The 17955-nt window shown below is 71.2% G+C and carries 15 protein-coding genes; 8 read left to right on the top strand and 7 right to left on the bottom strand.

Annotated features, from left to right (window positions below):
- Positions 1-759 precede the first annotated feature (759 nt).
- From ElP_RS37680 to ElP_RS06090, 5 genes are all read left to right on the top strand, one after another.
- Positions 760-1749: a hypothetical protein gene (locus ElP_RS37680; protein WP_197446749.1), complete on the top strand. Its 990-nt coding sequence runs from the start codon at positions 760-762 to the stop codon at positions 1747-1749.
- Positions 1746-2915, top strand: coding sequence for an MJ0042-type zinc finger domain-containing protein (locus tag ElP_RS06105; RefSeq protein ID WP_197446748.1), 1170 nt, complete (start codon positions 1746-1748; stop codon positions 2913-2915). The genes ElP_RS37680 and ElP_RS06105 overlap by 4 nt, the downstream gene beginning before the upstream one ends.
- Before the next feature lie 227 nt (positions 2916-3142).
- Positions 3143-4756 carry an outer membrane protein assembly factor BamB family protein gene (locus ElP_RS06100; protein WP_145267774.1) on the top strand — a complete coding sequence of 538 codons (1614 nt, stop codon included), beginning with the start codon at positions 3143-3145 and terminating at the stop codon, positions 4754-4756.
- A gap of 172 nt (positions 4757-4928) precedes the next feature.
- A complete protein-coding gene (gene purH, locus ElP_RS06095; RefSeq protein ID WP_145267773.1) occupies positions 4929-6542 on the top strand; it encodes a bifunctional phosphoribosylaminoimidazolecarboxamide formyltransferase/IMP cyclohydrolase in 1614 nt (537 codons plus the stop codon).
- A gap of 355 nt (positions 6543-6897) precedes the next feature.
- Positions 6898-7623, top strand: coding sequence for a hypothetical protein (locus tag ElP_RS06090; protein ID WP_145267772.1), 726 nt, complete (start codon positions 6898-6900; stop codon positions 7621-7623).
- A gap of 25 nt (positions 7624-7648) precedes the next feature.
- On the opposite strand, the gene ElP_RS06085 is transcribed toward ElP_RS06090, so the two are convergent.
- From ElP_RS06085 to ElP_RS06070, 4 genes are all read right to left on the bottom strand, one after another.
- Positions 7649-8458: a ZIP family metal transporter gene (locus tag ElP_RS06085; RefSeq protein WP_145267771.1), complete on the bottom strand. Its 810-nt coding sequence runs from the start codon at positions 8456-8458 to the stop codon at positions 7649-7651.
- Between the two features lie 62 nt (positions 8459-8520).
- Positions 8521-9783, bottom strand: a complete 1263-nt coding sequence (locus ElP_RS06080) for a DUF1501 domain-containing protein (protein ID WP_145267770.1) — start codon at positions 9781-9783, stop codon at positions 8521-8523.
- A 35-nt stretch (positions 9784-9818) separates the two neighbouring features.
- Positions 9819-11165 (bottom strand): DUF1800 domain-containing protein, encoded by a 1347-nt coding sequence (locus ElP_RS06075; RefSeq protein ID WP_145267769.1) that lies wholly within the window; start codon positions 11163-11165, stop codon positions 9819-9821.
- A 32-nt stretch (positions 11166-11197) separates the two neighbouring features.
- Positions 11198-12991, bottom strand: a complete 1794-nt coding sequence (locus ElP_RS06070; protein ID WP_145267768.1) for a hypothetical protein — start codon at positions 12989-12991, stop codon at positions 11198-11200.
- Positions 12992-13277: 286 nt separating this feature from the next.
- Between ElP_RS06070 and ElP_RS06065 the strand changes: the two genes are divergently transcribed.
- Complete coding sequence (locus ElP_RS06065) at positions 13278-13820, top strand: FHA domain-containing protein (RefSeq protein WP_145267767.1); 543 nt, start codon at positions 13278-13280, stop codon at positions 13818-13820.
- A 176-nt stretch (positions 13821-13996) separates the two neighbouring features.
- On the opposite strand, the gene csrA is transcribed toward ElP_RS06065, so the two are convergent.
- Together csrA and fliW are read right to left on the bottom strand one after the other, a co-directional pair.
- The gene (gene csrA, locus ElP_RS06060) at positions 13997-14266 is read right to left on the bottom strand and encodes a carbon storage regulator CsrA (RefSeq protein WP_145267766.1); all 270 of its coding nucleotides are present in this window, start codon (positions 14264-14266) and stop codon (positions 13997-13999) included.
- A gap of 167 nt (positions 14267-14433) precedes the next feature.
- On the bottom strand, positions 14434-14904 hold the full coding sequence (fliW, locus tag ElP_RS06055) for a flagellar assembly protein FliW (RefSeq protein WP_145267765.1): 471 nt from the start codon (positions 14902-14904) through the stop codon (positions 14434-14436).
- 464 nt (positions 14905-15368) lie between these two features.
- Here fliW and ElP_RS06050 point away from each other — a divergent pair, with 464 nt between their 5' ends.
- Together ElP_RS06050 and ElP_RS37670 are read left to right on the top strand one after the other, a co-directional pair.
- Complete coding sequence (locus ElP_RS06050; RefSeq protein WP_145267764.1) at positions 15369-15881, top strand: vitamin K epoxide reductase family protein; 513 nt, start codon at positions 15369-15371, stop codon at positions 15879-15881.
- Positions 15882-15903: 22 nt separating this feature from the next.
- A complete protein-coding gene (locus ElP_RS37670; RefSeq protein ID WP_197446746.1) occupies positions 15904-16599 on the top strand; it encodes a hypothetical protein in 696 nt (231 codons plus the stop codon).
- Here ElP_RS37670 and ElP_RS06040 read toward each other — a convergent pair.
- On the bottom strand, positions 16532-17863 hold the full coding sequence (locus ElP_RS06040) for a DUF6807 domain-containing protein (RefSeq protein WP_145267763.1): 1332 nt from the start codon (positions 17861-17863) through the stop codon (positions 16532-16534). The genes ElP_RS37670 and ElP_RS06040 overlap by 68 nt on opposite strands.
- Between the last annotated feature and the right edge of the window lie 92 nt (positions 17864-17955).

Here is a 17955-nt window from a genome sequence, read left to right as displayed (position 1 = left end):
TTTCTCCCCCATTGTGACCGCCGATCTCCCCGTCGCCAAGCACCGACCGCGGGGCGGGGCCTCGCAGGGTCGCATTCCTCACCTCGCCGAGATTTCGTGTGACCGAAACCACCGATCGCTTCGATACTTTCTGAAAGTGTCCCCCCCGCCGACCCCGTTTCAAGGCAATCCGCCCGCCCGACATTCCTCGGGGAAATCCCGCGAGACGGCCGCGAGTTCTCCGCGCCGAACGAACCCACCTGCCCGAATGGCACCCCGAACGGATCGTGACGAACAAACCCACCCGCCGAAACGACAGCCGGCCGTACAATCAGGACGACTACCCGTTCCTCCGAGCCGAGCCGAACGAACCCACCTGCCGGGATGACACCGGGGATCCGCGCCGAACGAAGCCACCTGCCGGAATGGCGGATGTCCACCGGAGTGTCATGGACCACTCTCCCCGCCTCCCCCTCGATCAGGGACCGTCGACCGGGATCGACCCATCCCCTGGGGCAGACTCTCCGGATCGACCCCGGACGCGTCCCGCTTCGTCACGCGGACTGGAGCCAACTACGTTGACGCAACACACTTCCCATAGGAGAATTAGGTCGAACCTCGGCAGCGCACCCTGGCGCGCCGGACCCGTCTCCGGCATCGACCCCGGTGTGACCGGGGCCCTGCATGCCCGCTGGGCCGGGTGGTGGCCTTCCCGGGGCTTCGCCCCCAATAATTGACCTCGTGCGGACTCGCATCCCGGACCGGCGACGACGGAACCCCATGCCCGACTACCCCCGATCTCCCGGTGGCCCGGAGTCCCTGCTGGCGACCCGACGGGCCCTGCTCCTGCTCTCGACCGTCGTCCGACTCGGCCTGCTGGCCGTCGGGCTCGGCCTGGTGCTGGACCGGACCCGGACGCTGCTCTCCGACGTGCAGCTCACCTGGGGAGAACGGGTCGTCATGGGGATCGCCGTCGTCTCCTACGGCGGCGGGTTCGCCCTGGCCGGCTGGGTGGCCGACCGGCTCCTCAAGGCAGCCGCCGAGCTGATCGGCCTGATGGTCGACCAGGCCGAATCGAGCTCCAGGACCGTGGCCCTGCTGGAACAGCAGGTCGCGCCGAGCCTGGCCCGGGTCGCCGTGGCCGTCGAACGGATGGCCCGGGATTCGGGGTCCGGCCCCGATCGCCCGGGAGACCGGGGGATGGCGATCGCCCTGGCCGGGGCCCGCCAGGCGATCGAGGAGGGGAAATGGGACCGCGCCGATCGCCTGATCAAGGGCGTCCGCCGGGACTTCCCGGGCGCCCCGGACGCCGACTCCCTGGTCGAGGAGCTCGCGGACGCCAGGGGGCAGGCCGTCGCCGAGCTGAGGGCGAAGCTCGACGCCTCCCGGGTCGTCGACGACCCCGATGGCGTCATCTCCTTTCGCGACGAGCTAACCATGCACCTCCGGGGGGAAGAGCTGAGGGAGCTGGACCGCCAGGTCGTCGGGTGGCTGATGGGCCTGATCCAGAAGCGGCTCCGGGTCGGCTCGGTCCGGCCCGAGGTGGTCGGGCTGGCCGACCGGGTCGCCTCGTCCTTCGGGGACACGCCCGAGGGGGCGAGCCTCCGGGCCGCCCTGCCGACCCTCAGGCGCAGCGCCGGGCTCTGCCCGAGGTGCGCCCGGCCGTACCGCGGCACCGAGGATGCCTGCCCCATCTGCCTCCGGGACGCATCGCCCCGCGACGTCGCCGGGGAGTCCGTCGGACCGATCGAGCCGGAGGAGACCCCATGAAGATCCGCCATACCTGTTCCCATTGCCAGGCCTCCTTCCTCGTCACCGACGAGCAGCTCGGGCAGGCCGTCTCCTGCCCGAAGTGCGGCACCTCCACCCGCCTGCCTACTTCGAAGGACGAGGTGATCCGCCCCGCCTCGGCCGCCGAGCCGGGTCCCGATCCGGCGGGGCCGACCGCCTTCCGTCCGGCCTTCGAGCCCGAGGATCCGGAGGACGAGCCCCGCCGCCGTCGCCGCCGACGCCGCTTGATTCCGTTCGCCATCGGGCTGATCGGCGGGCTGGCCGTCGCCTCGCTGGTCCTCCTGCCGATGCTCCGGCGCCCCGCCCCGGTCGAGCCGGTCGCACCGGAGCCGGCGGATCCGGTCGAGGGCACGGCCCGGGCCTTCCTCGATGCCCTGGTCGCCGGGGACGCCGAGGCGATCGACCGGCTCTCGACCCTGACCGATCCCCCCGCCATTTCCTTCCACGCGGCCTCCGGCCGGGATCCCGGGCGGGACGAGACGATCCGGGGGGACTTCGCCCCCATCGCCGGGCTCCACGAGCAGATCGCCGGGAAGTACACCTACGACCCGGAGATCGGCCGCTTCGAGAACGCCAACCCCCTCGGCGTCGCCGCCGACTTCATGGACGAGGCCGAGAAGGTCCGCCAGGAGAACGAGCAGGCCGAGATCTTCGACCGGATCGCGGGGGGGACGGCCGACGAGCAGCTCGACGCGGCGGTCGCCTATGCCGAGTCGTTCGCCAACCTCACCCAGAACCTCCTGCCCCGGAAGGAATTGGTCCCTACTTATTCCCAGCTCGTCCGGGATGCCGAGCCCCCCCTCCCCCCCGACGCCGAGGCCCTGGCGCTCCGATACGGCGAGGACAAGTCCACCTGGGACGAGTTGCTCGGCCGTCCCTTCTTCACCATCGAGGCCGACGGCCCGTTCGTCCTGGAGGAGGCCGAGGTGACCGCCGTGGTCCGAGACCGGCTCGCGTCCCCGGGGGACCCCGCCCGGCGATTGAGGCTGGGGCTGGTCCGATTCCGGCTCGACGCCATCGACACCGGCTGGAAAGTCGTCTCGGCCCGACGGGAGGATTCGCAGGAGGAGCCGACCGGCCCGTCCCCCGGCGAATCGCCCGAGGGCGGGGAATTCCCCTCCCCCGGGCTGGGAGAGTCGCCGTGAGCCGACCCACCGATCGGAACCCCGGGAGCGACCGTCAGGGCCGGCGCCATCGCTCCGCCCGGCAACTTGACCGGGCCCCGGACGTCGTGTACGAATCCCTTGACACATTCGAGGTTGCGCCTCGGGGTCGGCCGGATGACGGACCCCGGCCCGGGTCCTCCCGATCCCCCGAGGCCGACCCCGACCCCTCGCGCCGGATCCCCGATCGCCGCAAAGGACACGTCCCCATGATTCGCCGACTCGCGATGGCCTGGGCGGCCCTCGGCGCCCTGGCCTGGGCCGTCCCCGCCGACGGCCAGACCGCCACCGACCCCCGATCCCTCCCCGACCGCAGCGCCCTGGGCCGGATCGGCCTGGAGCGGGCGTGGTTCTCGGCCGTCCCGCTCCAGTCGGGCCTCGAGCAACTCCGGCACCTGAGCCTCACGGTCGACGGCACCCAGATCTTCGCCCAGACCAGCGCCGGGCTGCTCTACTGCTACGACGCCGAGACCGGCCGGATGCTCTGGACCGCCAGCCTCGGCCCGGCCAGCGGGCTGGCCGAGGACGTGGCCGTGAACTCGAATCTGGCCTTCGCCATCAACGGCAACTTCATGCACGCCCTGGACCGGCAGACCGGCACCGCGGTCTGGGTCGAGCGGATGGAGAACAACGCCTCTTCGCCCGTCGCGGCCACGGAGGATCTGGTCATCGTCGGGCTGGTCTCCGGGAAGCTACTGGCCTTCTCCCTGATCCCCGCCGAGGACGAGCGGTTCCAGAAGCAGATCGGGGCCCCCGGCGGCTTCGCCTGGAACTTCTCGACCAATGGGCCGATCACCGCCGAGCCGATCCCGACCGAGAAGGTCGTGGCCTTCTCCTCCACCGGCGGCAAGCTCTACGTCTCGCTGATCGACCCGCCGCGGATCCTCCACCGCTCCCAGCCGCTCGGCGAACTCTACGCCTCGATGGGCACCTACGGGACCGGCCCGGAGAGCCTGCTGATCGTCCCCTCCCGGGACCGGAACCTCTACGGGATCAACCTGTTCACCGGCGAGCAGAAGTGGATCTTCCCCACCGGGTCCCCGATCTCCGCGCAGCCGCTCATCGGGGGGGGCGACGTGGTCGTCACCCGGCAGGTCCGCGAGGACGTGCCCGAGACCTACATCGGCACCGACCTCCGGGAGTATACCCGGACCGTCCCCCGGATCCGGGCCGAGGAGGAGACGATCCCGATGCCCCCGACGGCCTACGTCCTCAACGACGCGGGGCAGATCTTCGCCGTCGACCCCGAGACCGGGCAGTCCCGATGGAACCGCCCGGTCCCGGTCCCGGGCACGGAGCGGGAGGTCGTCGACCCCGAGACCGGCCGCCGTCAGGTCGTCCGCCAGTGGGTCCTCGACCCCGAGACCGGCCGGCCCGCACTCACCCCCCTGACCATCTCGACCGGCGCCGACCAGATCCTCGCCCTGAGCCCGACCCGCATCTACCTCACGACCGAATACGGCGACCTCGCCATCGTCGAGCGGGAGACCGGGGACCTGATCGCCGGCCCGGCCGACACCCTGCAGCGGGCCGGGGTCAACCTCCGGGCCTACTCCCTGTCGAATACCAATGACGTGAATGATCGGATCTACCTGGCCACGCCCGGCGGCTCCATCGTCTGCCTCCGGGAGATCGGCTCCGCGACCCCCGTCCCGATCCGGGCCCAGTCGGCCACGCCGTTCGGCCACCTCGACGACCCCAATGCCCCGGCAACCGAGACGCCGCCGGGCATCCCCGCCCCCCCTGGGATCGACGGCCAGGGGGACGACGCCCGGGCCAATCCTCCCGACTTCGGCTTCGGGTCCGCTCGCGTCCGCCCATGATCCCGCCCGGCGCCCAGGGCGCCGGGATACACGACCCCCTCGAGACCCGGGAGCCGGCCCGACCCGGCTCCCGGGACTCGTTCGTTTCCCCTCCAGAGCCGAATGCCGGCCCCCGGGCGATCGGACCCGGGATCCGCACGGTCGACCGATTGTCCGACGAGGCCTCGACCCCATGTCCGACACCATCGTCCCCATCCGTCGCGCCCTGCTCAGCGTCTCCGACAAAGGTGGCCTCGTCGACCTCGCCCGGGCCCTCGCCGACCGTGGGGTCTCCCTGCTGGCGAGCGGCGGCACCCGGTCGGCCCTGCTCGACGCCGGCCTCCCGGCCGAGGAGGTCTCCGACTATACCGGGAGCCCCGAGATCCTCGGCGGGCGGGTCAAGACCCTGCACCCCAGGGTCCACGCCGGCATCCTCGCCCGTCGGGACGTTCCCGAAGACCTGGAGGTCCTGGAGGCCCAGGGCATCACGCCGATCGACCTGGTGGTCGTGAACCTCTATCCCTTCGAGCAGACCGTCGCCCGGCCCGGCGTCACCCCTGCCGAGGCGATCGAGAAGATCGACGTCGGCGGCCCCACCCTGATCCGGGCTGCCGCCAAGAACCACGCACACCTCACCGTCCTGACCGACCCCGGCCAGTATCCCGAATTCCTCCGACACCTCGACCGGCACGACGGCGGGACCTCCCTCGAATTCCGCCGCGGCAAGGCGCTCGAGGCCTTCCGGAAGACCGGGGATTACGACCGGGCGATCGCCTCCTACCTCCTCGGCCCCGGACTCGATCCGGAGTCCGCCGGGCAGGCCTCCGAGTTCCCCGCCGAGCTGACCCTGGGCTTCGAGCTGAGGACGACCCTCCGATACGGCGAGAACCCCCACCAGCGGGCCGCCTTCTACGACGAGCCCGGCTCGGTCGGCCCCGACCTGGGGACCGCGACGATCCGACACGGCAAGGAACTCTCGTACAACAACATCCTCGACCTCGACAGCGCCCTCCGGCTGATCCGGAACTTCGGGGGCCCCGCCGCCTGCGTCCTGAAGCACAACAACCCCTGCGGGGCCGCGATCGGGGCGACGCTCGCCGAGGCGTTCGAGCGGGCCTACGACGGCGACCCGGTCAGCGCATTCGGCGGCATCGTCGGCCTGAACCGGCCGGTCGACCTGGCCACGGCCGAGCGCATGACCACCCCCGGACGCTTCATCGAGTGCGTCATCGCCCCCGGCTTCGAGGCCGACGCCTTCGAGGCCCTCACCACCCGACCGACCTGGAAGAACAGCGTCCGCCTGATCGACCTCGGCACCCCGATCGGCCCGGAGACCTCCCGGGCCTCCGGGCTCGACCTGCGACGGGTGGAGGGCGGGCTGCTCGTCCAGGACTGGGACGCCATGCAGGCCGACCCCCTCGTCGAGGGCCGGGTGGTCACCACGCGGCCCCCGAACGAGCGGGAGGCGGCGGATCTGGCCTTCTCCTGGAAGGTCTGCCAGTCGGTGAAGTCCAACGCCATCGTCCTCGCCGCCGAGGGACAGCTCGTCGGCGTCGGCGCCGGGCAGATGAGCCGGCTGGATTCGGTGGAGCTCGCCACCCGCAAGGCCGGCCCCCGGGCCGCCGGGGCCGTGCTCGCCTCCGACGCCTTCTTCCCCTTCCGAGACGGCCCCGACGCCGCCGCGGCCGCCGGCATCACCGCGATCATCCAGCCCGGCGGTTCCCGGCGGGACGAGGAGGTCATCGCCGCCTGCGACGCGCACGGCATCGCCATGATCTTCACCGGCCGTCGCCACTTCCGGCACTGATCGGCCGGGAGGCCCCGCCCGGGATGACCGTCAATTCATTTCAACGTGCTTGCATAAATATGAGGGCCATCCTATCTTCGGTCCTGCCTATAGACCCCGTGGCAGGGGGTGACCGAGGTCCACAGCTCGACGGAGCGAAACATGACCTATGAGACGTGCAGCTCGCGTCGGATCGTCGTCCCGATGACCTCTGGTCCGTCCTGGCCGGGACGGCGACCGCAAGCTCGATCGATATCACCGTGAGCTTCGACGACCCCGGCGGGACGTATTCGTCCGACTACGACCGCCTCCGGGACGCGATCCGGGCGGCCGGCTCGATCTGGGCCTCCTATCTGGACGGACCGGCACGCTCGACGTGAGCATCCGCTTCGACCCGGGGATCCCGACGGCCAACGGCGGGAGCGTGACCTCCTCGTTCGTCGGGAACGACGGGACGTACAATGTCTTCGAGCAGGGTGCCGTCGCCGAGATCAGAGACGGGGTCGACCCCAACGGAGCCTCCCACGATATCCAGTTCACCTTCGGCACCGCCTACCTCGTCGATGAGCTCTGGTTCGACCCGGATCCGTCCTCCAGGACCGACCCCGTCCCCTCGAATCGGACCGACGCCGTCTCCGTCCTGCTCCACGAATTCGGCCACGCCCTCGGCTTCAACGGCAGGCGAGACCTCTTCGACGGCTCGCTCCCCGGGAATTACCAATCGACTCGCGACGCCCTGACGACCTTCGACGGCTCGGACTTCTTCTTCGTCGGGGCCCTGGCGATGGATCTGTATGGGGGGCCCGTCCCGCTGACCTACGGCAACATCTTCCACCTCGGGAATCCCGCCCCGAGGCCGGGCGACGACCTGATCGGCGACCTGATGAATGGGGTGGTCTACTACCGGGGGACGCGCTACGGCATCTCGGACCTCGACCTGGCGATCCTCTCCGACATCGGCGTGCCGATTTCCTTCTCGTCCGCGATCCCCGAGCCCTCCACGTTCACGGCCTGCCTGATCGGGGGCATGGTGATCGGCCTGTCGAGGGGGGTCGGGCGCAGGGCCCGATCCGTCGCCGACATGAGGCCCGGATCGGCCTGATTCGGACCCAGGGTCGCGGGGACGATCAGCCGAGCGACACGTCGAGCAGCATCATGACGGCGAAGCCCCCCATCGTCCCCAACGTGGCGAGGTCGTCGTTGCCGTGCTGCTGACTCTCGGGGATTAATTCCTCGACGACCACGTAAATCATCGCCCCGGCCGCGAAGGCCAGCGAGTAGGGCAGGATCGGCCGGACGAACACCACCGCCGCGGCCCCCAGGACCGCGGCCACCGGCTCGACTACCGCCGAGAGCTGGCCGTACCAGAACGAACGGAACCGCCCCACGCCCTCCCCCCGGAGCGGCAGGGCCACGGCGACCCCCTCGGGGAAGTTCTGCAGGCCGATGCCGACGGCCAGGGCGATCGCCCCCGTCATCGAGGCCGACGCCATCCCCGAATCGGCCGCGCCGAAGGCGACACCGATCGCCAGGCCCTCCGGGATGTTGTGCAGGGTGATCGCCATCACCAGCAGGGTCGCCCGCTGCCATTGGGTCCTGATCCCCTCGGCCCGGTCCATCGACAGGCCCGGGTGCAGGTGGGGCAGCCAGCGGTCCCCCAGGCGCAACGCCGCCCCGCCGAGCAGGAAGCCGACGACGGCCGGGAGCCAGCCGTTCCCCCCCCGCTCCCTCGACAGCTCGATCGCCGGTAGGAGCAGCGACCAGACGCTCGCCGCGATCATCACCCCGGCCGCGAAGCCGAGCATCGCGTCGAGCAGCCGGCGGTCCATCGACCTCGAGAAGAAGACGAGCGCGGCGCCCAGCGCGGTGATCCCCCAGGTGAAGGAGCCGGCAATGAGCGCCTGGAGGGCGGGATCGAGGCCCGAGAACCATTCCATGCCGGGGTTGTAACACCCCGACGACGTCCCGACAATGCCCCGGGCCGTCCCTCCCCGGCCGATCAGCCCCGGGATTCGGGGAGCAGCGGGAGCGGGTCGAACCCCTCGCCGACGATCGGGGCGGCGGGCACGCCGAGCCAGTGGCCCAGCATCGCGGCGTAGACGCGGCGGAAGTCGGTGTGGAACCGGAGGTCCCCCTCGTCGAGGTCGGCCTCCTCCAGGCCCGGGTGCTCGCCCACCAGGCCGGCCTGCCGCACCGGGCCGACGACGAAGACCGGGGCCGCCGCGCCGTGGTCCGTGCCGTGTGAGGCGTTCTCGCCCACCCGTCGGCCGAACTCGCTGAAGACGAGCACCGCCACGCGATCGGCCAGCCCGGCCTTGTCGAGGTCGTCGTGGAAGGCGGCCAGCGAGTCGGACAGCTCGTTGAGAAGCGCGGCGTGGGGATCGAGCTGGTTGGCGTGCGTGTCGTATCCGTCCTGCCGGGTGTAGTAGATGCGGGTCCCGAATCCCGCCTTGATGATCCGGGCGATCTGTTCCAGGCGTCGGGCGAGGTCGTAATTCGGGTAGGACGACTCGGCCGACTCGCCCACTACTTCCTCCAGCCGCCTGCTCGACTCGTAGGCCGCCAGGGTGCTCCTCCTCAGGAACCCGAGCAACGGGTCATCACCCCGGTCGGGCCGGGCCACGTCGCCCATCGCCTCCCTGGCCGATCGCCGCTCGCCCTCCGAGCCCGCCAGTTGGAGCTTGAACTGGTCCAACCGCTCCAGCGAAGGGACCGCCACGCTCCTGGCCTTCATCGCCAGCGGGGATCGCCCTCCGCCGATGTGAAGGGCCGGCGTGTCCTCGCCGGGCCTCGGTGGGTGCTGGTCGAGCGATCGACCGAGCCAGCCGGCCTCCAGGGCGTCCGGCCGGTTGTCGAGCCGGGCCGTCTCCCAGATCTCCATCGACCGGAAGTGGGATCGATCCGGGTTGGGGTAGCCGACCCCCTGGGCGATCGCCAGCCGGCCGCCCTCGACCAGCTCGGCCATCCGTCCCATGCCGGGGTGCAGGCCGATCTCGTCGTCGAGGCGATGGAGCCGGGCCTCCGCCAGCCGGAGCCGACGGCGATTGCGGTGGTAGCCGTCGATCCCGTGGGGGACGACCGTGTTCAGGCCGTCATTGCCGCCGAGCAGTTGCACGACCACCAGGATCCGGTCGCCCCCCGCCGGGATCCCGGCCGCCCGGGCCGATCGGGCGAGGAAGCCGGGGATCGTGGAACCGCCGATCGAGACGAGCGTCGAGGCGGCCAGCGAGGACCGGAGGAAGTCTCGGCGATGGGTGGACATGGATCGAACCCTCAGGAAGCCTGTACGTGGCGGGGTCAGGCGAGCTGGTACTCGGGGGCCGTCAGCACGAGCAAGGCCGCCTCCCGGGCCGATCCCCTGATGCGGGCCCGGACGTCGCGGTCGAAGGCGTCCTGGGCGAGCAGGTCGACGAAGAACGCCGCCGGATCCCCGGAGGACCCGTGTCGGGCGGCGAGCGACTCCGGGTCGAACCGGCGCGCATCGCCCAGAAGTGCGAGCACGGCATTCGACCGGGCCAGCGTGGTCGTGGTGTTGATCCAGGCCGGGCCGCCGTCCCAGCCGGCGACGCTCGGTGGGGCGAAGAGCGACTGGCCCATCCGGCCGCAGGCCCGGGCCAGCTCGTCGGTCGGCACCGTCGGCGAGAGGATCTCCAGCGCCCGGATCGTCCCCACGGCGAACTCGACCGGGCTCTTCACCCGCCTCCGACGCATCAACGGGTCGAAGAACAGCCGGGAGCGGAGGATCATCTCCACCGGGACCCTCGAATCGTAACCGGATTCCCGGTAGGAGGCGGCGACCGGCTCGATCAGCTCATCGGGCGGGACTTCGACCTCGCTGATGAACAGGCGGAAGAGTTTCCGGGCGAGGAACCGGGCGCACTCCGGCCGGTCGAGGAGGATTCCGGCCACCGCCTCCCCGTCGAACGGCCCGGTCCGGCCGAGGATGGACTTCTCCCCGCCGTCGAACTCCCGGGGGTCGTGGCGGTACGTACCCCGGAGGACGAACGTCCCGGTGAAGGCGCGGGCTGCCTCCCGGACGTCCCGCTCGGTGTAGTGGCCGCGGCCGATCGAGAACAGCTCCATGACTTCACGGGCGTAGTTCTCGTTCGGGCGGCCCTTCCGGTTCGCCGTCGCGTCGAGCCAGACGAGCATGGCCGGATCGCGGGCGATGGCGCGGAGCAGTTCGTCGAAGGAGCCGAGTGCGAGGCGGCGGAGCAGGTCGTTCTGCCTCCGCATCAGCCGGGCGTCGCCGACCTTCTCGATGGAGGTGGCGAAGTGGTCGTGCCAGAAGAGCGTCATCCGCTCCCGGAGCGGGTGCGGCGAGAAGATCATCCGGTACAGCCAGGCCGACTGCAGCCCAGGCCCCTCCCCGGCGGTGCCGGGCCCGCGGGCGAGGGCGTCCATGAGACGCTCGAACTCGGGGGCCGGCGTCCCGTCGAGGGCCACGGCCTCGCCCTCGAGCAGGCGGGAGACGCTCTCCTCCGGCCCGGCGTCGAGGTCGCGTCGCAGGGCCTCCCACGAGGCGAGGAACCCGGCCCGGCGGTGCAGGTGGGCGACCCGGGCCAGGTCCCAGGGTTCCGGGCCGGTGGGCTCGAACCGGGACCAGGCCCGATCGGGGTCGTGCAGCGGCGAGGGCGTTCGCATCGGTCGGTCCCGATTCATGGGAGGGGGTCGATTCAGGGCCGCCCGAGGTCGAATTCGAGGACGAGCGTCGAGGCGTCCTCCCCGTCCTCCAGCCGCAGCTCCCCAAGACCGAGGGTGCGGAGCAAGGCGGCGAGGGTGGCCACCTCACGCTCGGCCGCGTCGCGATCGTTGCCGCGTTCGAGCATGTTCCGGAGGACCAGCCGCTCGCGGTTCAGCTCGACCAGGCCGGCCAGGGCGGGGCCGTCGGCGGTCATCAGCAGGGTGGCGTCGGTCGGGTCGGGCCCGGGATCGGCCTTGAGGGCGTCGATGAGCGACCGTGTCAGGCCGACGCTGGAGCTGACGATGAACCGGCCCTCGACCTCGGCGACCGACGGGCTGAAATTGTTCCGGTAGTGGACCTCGGCCGGATCCTCTCCACCCTCCTCGTCCCCCTCCCCCGGCGCCTCGGGGGCGGCCATGAAGGTGGCGAGCGAGATCGGGATGCCCTCGTGCGTCTCGGAACCGAGCATCAGCGGGGGTGCCCCCGTCTCGGCCCCGCCGAGGTTCGCCAGGCCGAGGAACGACTGGAAGGCCACCCGGAGCCGCTGGGCGAATTCGGGACGATCGGCGTCCAGCTCGACGACCATCGCGAAGCTCGGCAGCTTCAATGAAGGCTCCGGATCCATCGACCCGAAGTCCTGCATCGCGGCGACGAGCTGCCAGTGCGAGCCGAGCGGCTCGAGCACCGAGTCGCCGAAGTCCCGGCCGCCGAAGAAGGTGCCGGCGAGGGAGTCGAGCTGGGCCAGCCCCTGGAGGGCCTCGGGCGGCAGGAGATCCTCGCGGACATGCCACAACGTGTATTGATCCCTCCACAGGTTGATCGTCGCCAGGCGTCCCTCGAACTCGATCGGCGCTGGGGCCCCGTCCCCTTCGGCCGGGAGGAAACGGGCCATGACCTCGGAACGGCCGTCCTCGGGCGTGGCCACGGTCAGGGCCGCGGCCAGGCGGTCCTCGTCCCAGTCGAGCCACGCGGAGGCCCAGGGGGCCGTCTGGATGTGCTCGATCCAGGCCCCGATCAGGAGCATGGCCCCGTCGTCCGGCTCGTCGGCCCGGAATCGGTCTGGGTCCAGCTCCCGGAGCCGGTCGAGCCGCGCATAGGCCCAGGCGAGCGGCGTATCCTCGGGTCTACGCCCCTCGAAGGCGTCCGAGTCGGACAGGCGATCGCCGCCGTCGAGGTGCCGGTCGACGACGGACTTCAGCCCGTCCAGGCCGTTGGCGAGCACCAGCCGGCCATCGAGGATGACGTGGGCCTCCTCGTCGGAGACTCGATACGCGGTCAGGCCCCGATATTCGGACTCCCCGATCGGATCGGGGGCCCCCTTCTCCTCGGCGTCACGCCGGGCGAGCTCGACGAGCTTCGCGTGGGCCCGGTCGAGGAACCCGGGGTCTTCGGGGGTGACGACGAGCACCAGCCGGGGGGGATTCGCCTCCTCGACGCCGAGCACGATGCCGCCGCCCGAGAGGGCCCGGAGGCCTTCGTCCCAGGTCGTGTCGAGCTGGCCGGACACGAACTCGACCAGCCTGCGGAACTCCCCGAACCGCGAGCTCTCCAGGGCCTCGGCGTAGCCGGGCACCGCCTCGATGAGCCCCATCGCGCGGTCGCCCGTCAGGCGATCGAGCAGTACCCCGGGGCGGGACAGTTCCACATAGGCCAACGTCTCGGGGCCGAGAAGGTCGGCGCCGTGCCCGGCCTCCCTCGCCCCGGCCAGGGCCGAAGGGATCGCCGATGTCCAAACGACCGCCGCGCCGATCGTCGCAACCGCCCGCCGCCCGAAGGTGCCGATCATGGTATGGCCTCCTGGTCCCTCGTGGGCCCGCCGGGCCGGGCCCGGGTTCCCGTCGAGTCCTCCGACGATCCATACCGGTCTCGCGACCCCGAGGTTTCAGCGGACGCCCGAGACCGTCAGGCGTCGGGGATCGGCGCGTACGATCAATGCACGCATTCGCCACCTTGCTCGGCGGCATCTGCCCAGTTAGAATGATGCGAGTGCTGCCACGCCCCGATCCGTCCCGGGCCCGGGGGCGAAGGCTCCGGTCCCTCGAAGACTCGAGACCGAGGACGACCAGGACGCGATGAAAGCCGAACTGATCCCGGACAACGGCGACCCTCCCATCCCGATCAATCGAGACATCACCGTGATCGGGCGTCGCGAATATTGCGATATCAGGATCGATCACCCGTCGATCTCGAAGCGTCATTGCATCCTGGTCCGGACGGCGGGCCTGCTCATCCTCCGGGACTTGGCCTCGACCAACGGGACGAGGGTGAAGGGCCAGCGGATCCGGTGGGCCGCCCTGCTGCCGGGCGACCGGGTGAGCGTCGGCGGCTACAAGGTGCGGGTCTACCTGGGGCCCGACGACACGCCGAGCCCGTCGGAGATGCACGACCGGCCCTCCGAGTCGATGCTCGTCGGCTTCAGCCCCCCCACGCCGCCGATCGTGGAGCCCCACGGCTCCTCGGGCCATCTGCCCCCCCATTCCGCCACCCCCCCCGTGGAGGATGCGGAGATCATCGAGCTGGAGCAGGACGACCCGATCCCCGACGATGACGACGGCCGATGGGAGAAGCTGCCGACCCCGGGCGGACGGGACCAGTTCTTCATCGAGCTGGATTGATCAGCTCGGCGAGCGTTCCGATCATCGCCCGCGTTCGGGTCGCCGATCGCGATGCCATATAAACACGCCGGGCGGGCCGCGAGGCCGGAGCCTGGGCCCGCCCGGGCGGGTGCGAGTCGGAGGGGTGTTGGCGACGGGGCGTGCGGCCGGCCGTCGCGAGGATCGGCGTCGAGGGATCAGCCGGTCTCGGGTCGGGTCCGCCTCGGCTCTCGCCGGAGCGGGGGGCCCGTGAGCCGGTCGATCCGGCGGGCATCCTGGGGATCCAGTCGGCTCGCCTGCCGATTCTCGCGCTGGATGGCCTCGTACACCTCCTGGCGGTGCACGGAGATCTCGATCGGGGCCGCGATCCCCAAACGGACCTTGTCGCCCCGTATGTCCACCACGGTGATGACGATGTCATCCCCGATGATGATGCTCTCATCGCGGTGTCGGGACAGGACCAGCATGGACTAGGCTCCTTCCTCCTGCCAGCGACGGACGTGCCCATCCCTGGCCACGTCGTCCGGATTGTCGGCGGACCACGACGGTGCCCGGCTCCTCGGCCCGTTTCTCCCCCGGCGCGGGGGACCCCGCGACGGGTGCCCCGGGACGATGCCCGGCTCGTCCCGCCGCGTCAGGCTGTGGCTCGAAGCGCCGAGGGGCGAGTCAGCACCGCAGGCGACGCCTCCGGTTCCCCCAGCGGGAAACGGACCGCATAGCGGCTGGAGGTCAACACGAGCTGCCGGCCGAGCCGGCGCGCCAGGTTGAAGACCAGGGGCCCCTGGAGATTGACGGTCAGCCCCTGCTCGCCGCGATTGAGGATCACGTAGACGAGCGGGTCGCCCGCCTCGTCCAGCTCCAGGGCCGTGCGGTCACCGGGCCTGAGGTCGACCCGATAGTCCGAGACGGCCAGTTGCGGCGGCACCATCGCGAAGGCCAGGTCCGGTTCGGCCGTGGATTGCAGCCAGGCCAGGCCGTGGACCTCCGCGTCGGGCCAGAGGACGAACTGCGTGGTTCCTCGGAAACCGACCAGGCCCTCGGGGATCTGGACGACGTCCAGTTCCCGGACCTGGATCGGCCCGAATCGAGTCGTGACGACGTTCACTTCCTGTTCCCTCCCTGGGCGGCCGGGCCGTGAGTCCGGCCCGGATCGAGCCCGGCACGCCCCGTCCTTCGTTCCCCGTCCCCGAGTCGACACGTCGACTCGGGGCCGAGGGCCTCCGTCCGGGGGCGGCCACGACGTCTTGCCGCGGAGACGGGCCCGCTCCGACCCTCGGCTCCTGCCGGGGCCGGTCGACGGGACTGACCGCCGGTGTTATCGTCCCCCCGCACTCGACCTGCCCACCGCCGCGGGCCCCTTTTTCCCCGCCGCAGGCCGCATGAGAAGGCCACGCCGATCGGCCCGGTCGTAACGGTCACCCGTGCCGCGGCTCGGGCCCCCTCCCCCGAGATCGGCCGCCGACCGGCTGCGCCGGTGGTGTCGATTTTGCAGGGTCATCGGGCGGATCCCGGCAAGGCCGATCGCCCGCCGGCACGACGACCGCCCGAACCGCCCATCGAGAGGAGCCCATGACCCCCTCCCTCCTGAGTCGACAGCTCCGCCAGGGGTCCTCCCCCTTCCTCCGCAATCGCCGGGCGGTCGCCGGCCTGGGCCTGCTGGCCGCCGGCTCGATGGGGCTGATCACCCTGTACCAGATGGGTCTGATCCGCCACCTGCCCGAGCCCCGACTGCCCGGCCTCGACGCCGATCGGGTCGACGCCGCCCCCGAGGCCTATGCCCGGATGAGGCTCCCCATGCCCGACGCCCCGCTCGGCCTGGTGAGCTACGCGACGACCATCGCCCTGGCCTCCGCCGGGGGGCTCGATCGCTCCCGAACCCATCCCTGGTTGCCGATCGCCCTGCTGGCCAAAACGGCGATCGACGCCCTCCAGGCCGGCAAGCTGACCTGGGAGCAGTGGGACCGCCACCGAGCCTTCTGCTCCTGGTGCCTGCTCGCCGCCGGGGCGACCGCCGCCGCCCTGCCGTTGACCATCCCCGAGGCCCGGGACGGCCTCGACCGCCTGATCGACGAGCTCGCCTGACCCCTTGCCCCGGAAGACTCCCATGACGACCCGACGACTTTCCCGGGGCCCCATGACCGGCCTGTTCCTGGGGTCCGCCGGCGCCGTCGCCGGATTGGTGGCGATGCGGCTGTACTGGGACTACGCCGCACCGATCGTGAAGCGGGGGCCGACCTCGCCTCCGCCTTCGAGGAAGACTCAGGCCGAACAGGGGCCCGGCCACCCGCTCGACGACATCTCCCTGGTCGGGACCCGGCACCAGGGGGACGAATCCTCGACGTCGGCCCTTGGCCGGATCGGCTTCGAGCAGATCACCGGACGCACCCCCGACGACCGGACGAAGACCCGGCTCAGCTTCGGGGTACACTGGGGATACGGCATCCTCATGGGCGGCGTCTACGGCCTGATCCGCCGCCGGGCCTCCTTCCCCGACCTCGTCGGCGGCCTGCTCTTCTCGGGCGGCCTCTGGCTCTTCGGCGACGAGCTGATGGTGCCCCTGCTCGGCCTCCAGGGCGGCCCGACCGCCGCCGGCCCCGCCGCCCACGCCAACCGACTGGGCGCCCATCTCGCCTACGGAGCAGCCACCGCCGCGGCCACCCAGGCGATGCTCGCCGGATTGACCCGGAGCCCCAGGACACCCGGCCCGACGGTCCCGATCGGGTATGACCCGATCAGGGATTGGCGACGGTCACCGTCACCTCGGGAGGCTCGGCGAAATCATCCCAGAGTCGGTCGTTGAGATCGCCGTCCGGGCGGCCATCGTGGATGAGGATCCGGTAGCGGAAGACGGTCGGGGCGTCCGTGCCGATCGTGACGGCGGTGTCGTGGCCGGGGACGAAGCAGAAGAACGGCAGCCTCGTGGGGTGGATCCGGGCCGGGGTCGGGTGATTGACGTTCGAGGGATGGTCGAAGATGGCGGCACCGGCATATGCCTCGGAGCCGTCGACGATTGGCCCGGTGAGGTCCACCCATCGGGCCGGCTGCTGGTCACCCTGGACGCGGCCGAGCCCCTCGCTGGTGAGGACGTCGAGCACCCCCTCGGGGAAGAACGAATCGGGGCCCCGATAGGCCATGCCGCCGTATCGATAGGGGGGGAGCACCATCGGCCGGGCTTCGGCCTGCTGACTGGAGGTCAGGTCGATCAACCAGTACGGAGAACCCGGGATGTCGAACGCCTCGACGTCCCAACGCTCCCTCAGCACGACGACCGGTTCCCCCCCCGGCCGGGACGCCTCCCAGCGGTGGTAGGTCGAGAACCGGGCGGTCACGGGTCCGGCCTTCGCGTCGCCGAGGCGGTCGAAGTGGACCTTGCCCGAGCCGCCCTGGATGTTCCAGAAGTCGGGGTGCAGGTCGCCGACCTCGGTCTTGGTGTAGGCGAGGAAGAACCCCCGGTGGTGCGGGTGCGACTCCGCGGAGTAGTCCCCGGTGACCATTTGTCCCGACGGCGAGAAGGCCGGGTGGATGTAGGCGTCCCTCGGCTGGTTCGGCTCCGGGTGGTCGGGGTGGCTGACGGGCCGGGTGTTGTACCGGAAGACTGATTTGCCCCGATTCGAGAGTTCGAGGTGCCCCTCCGGGGCGGTGTCGAGGGACCAGGTCGTGGGTCCGTCGGTCCGGGCGTCGAAATCCGGCGTGAAGACGCGTGCCGTCCCCGCCCCGGTCGCTCCCGGCAGGATCCACGTGACCCGGATCTCGTCGGGGGTTTCGGGCAGGACGTCCACCTGGGCCACGACGCCCCCCTCGTCACGGCCAACTTCCCGGAGGACAAGGCCGGAGCCCGGACCTGCCGCGTCCCGAAGCCGGGCGGCGAGCGGATCCGGGATCTCGTCGGCCCGGATCGAGATTTGCATGGGGGTGTCGCGGCGATCGAACCGGCCGGCATCGACGGCCAGTTCGATCCCCGGCTCCTGTCCGATGGGAGAGGCGGCCGCCCCGGTCCCCAGGGACACGAACAGGGCGACCGCAAGGCCGCCGAGGCCCGATCGCGGAGTTGGGGCTCGTCGCATGGGCATTCCCGTCGCCGGGGTCCGGTTGGTCTGGCATCGGGCCGCCGCCTCCCTTGTCGGCGGGGCCGTCCCGGATGAGGATACGATGGTGG

The sequence above is a fragment of the Tautonia plasticadhaerens genome (genome assembly GCF_007752535.1).
In the GTDB taxonomy this organism is placed as follows: domain Bacteria; phylum Planctomycetota; class Planctomycetia; order Isosphaerales; family Isosphaeraceae; genus Tautonia; species Tautonia plasticadhaerens.
The sequence above is the reverse complement of the archived record's forward strand: the minus strand, read 5'-3'. Positions and strand labels throughout refer to the sequence as shown.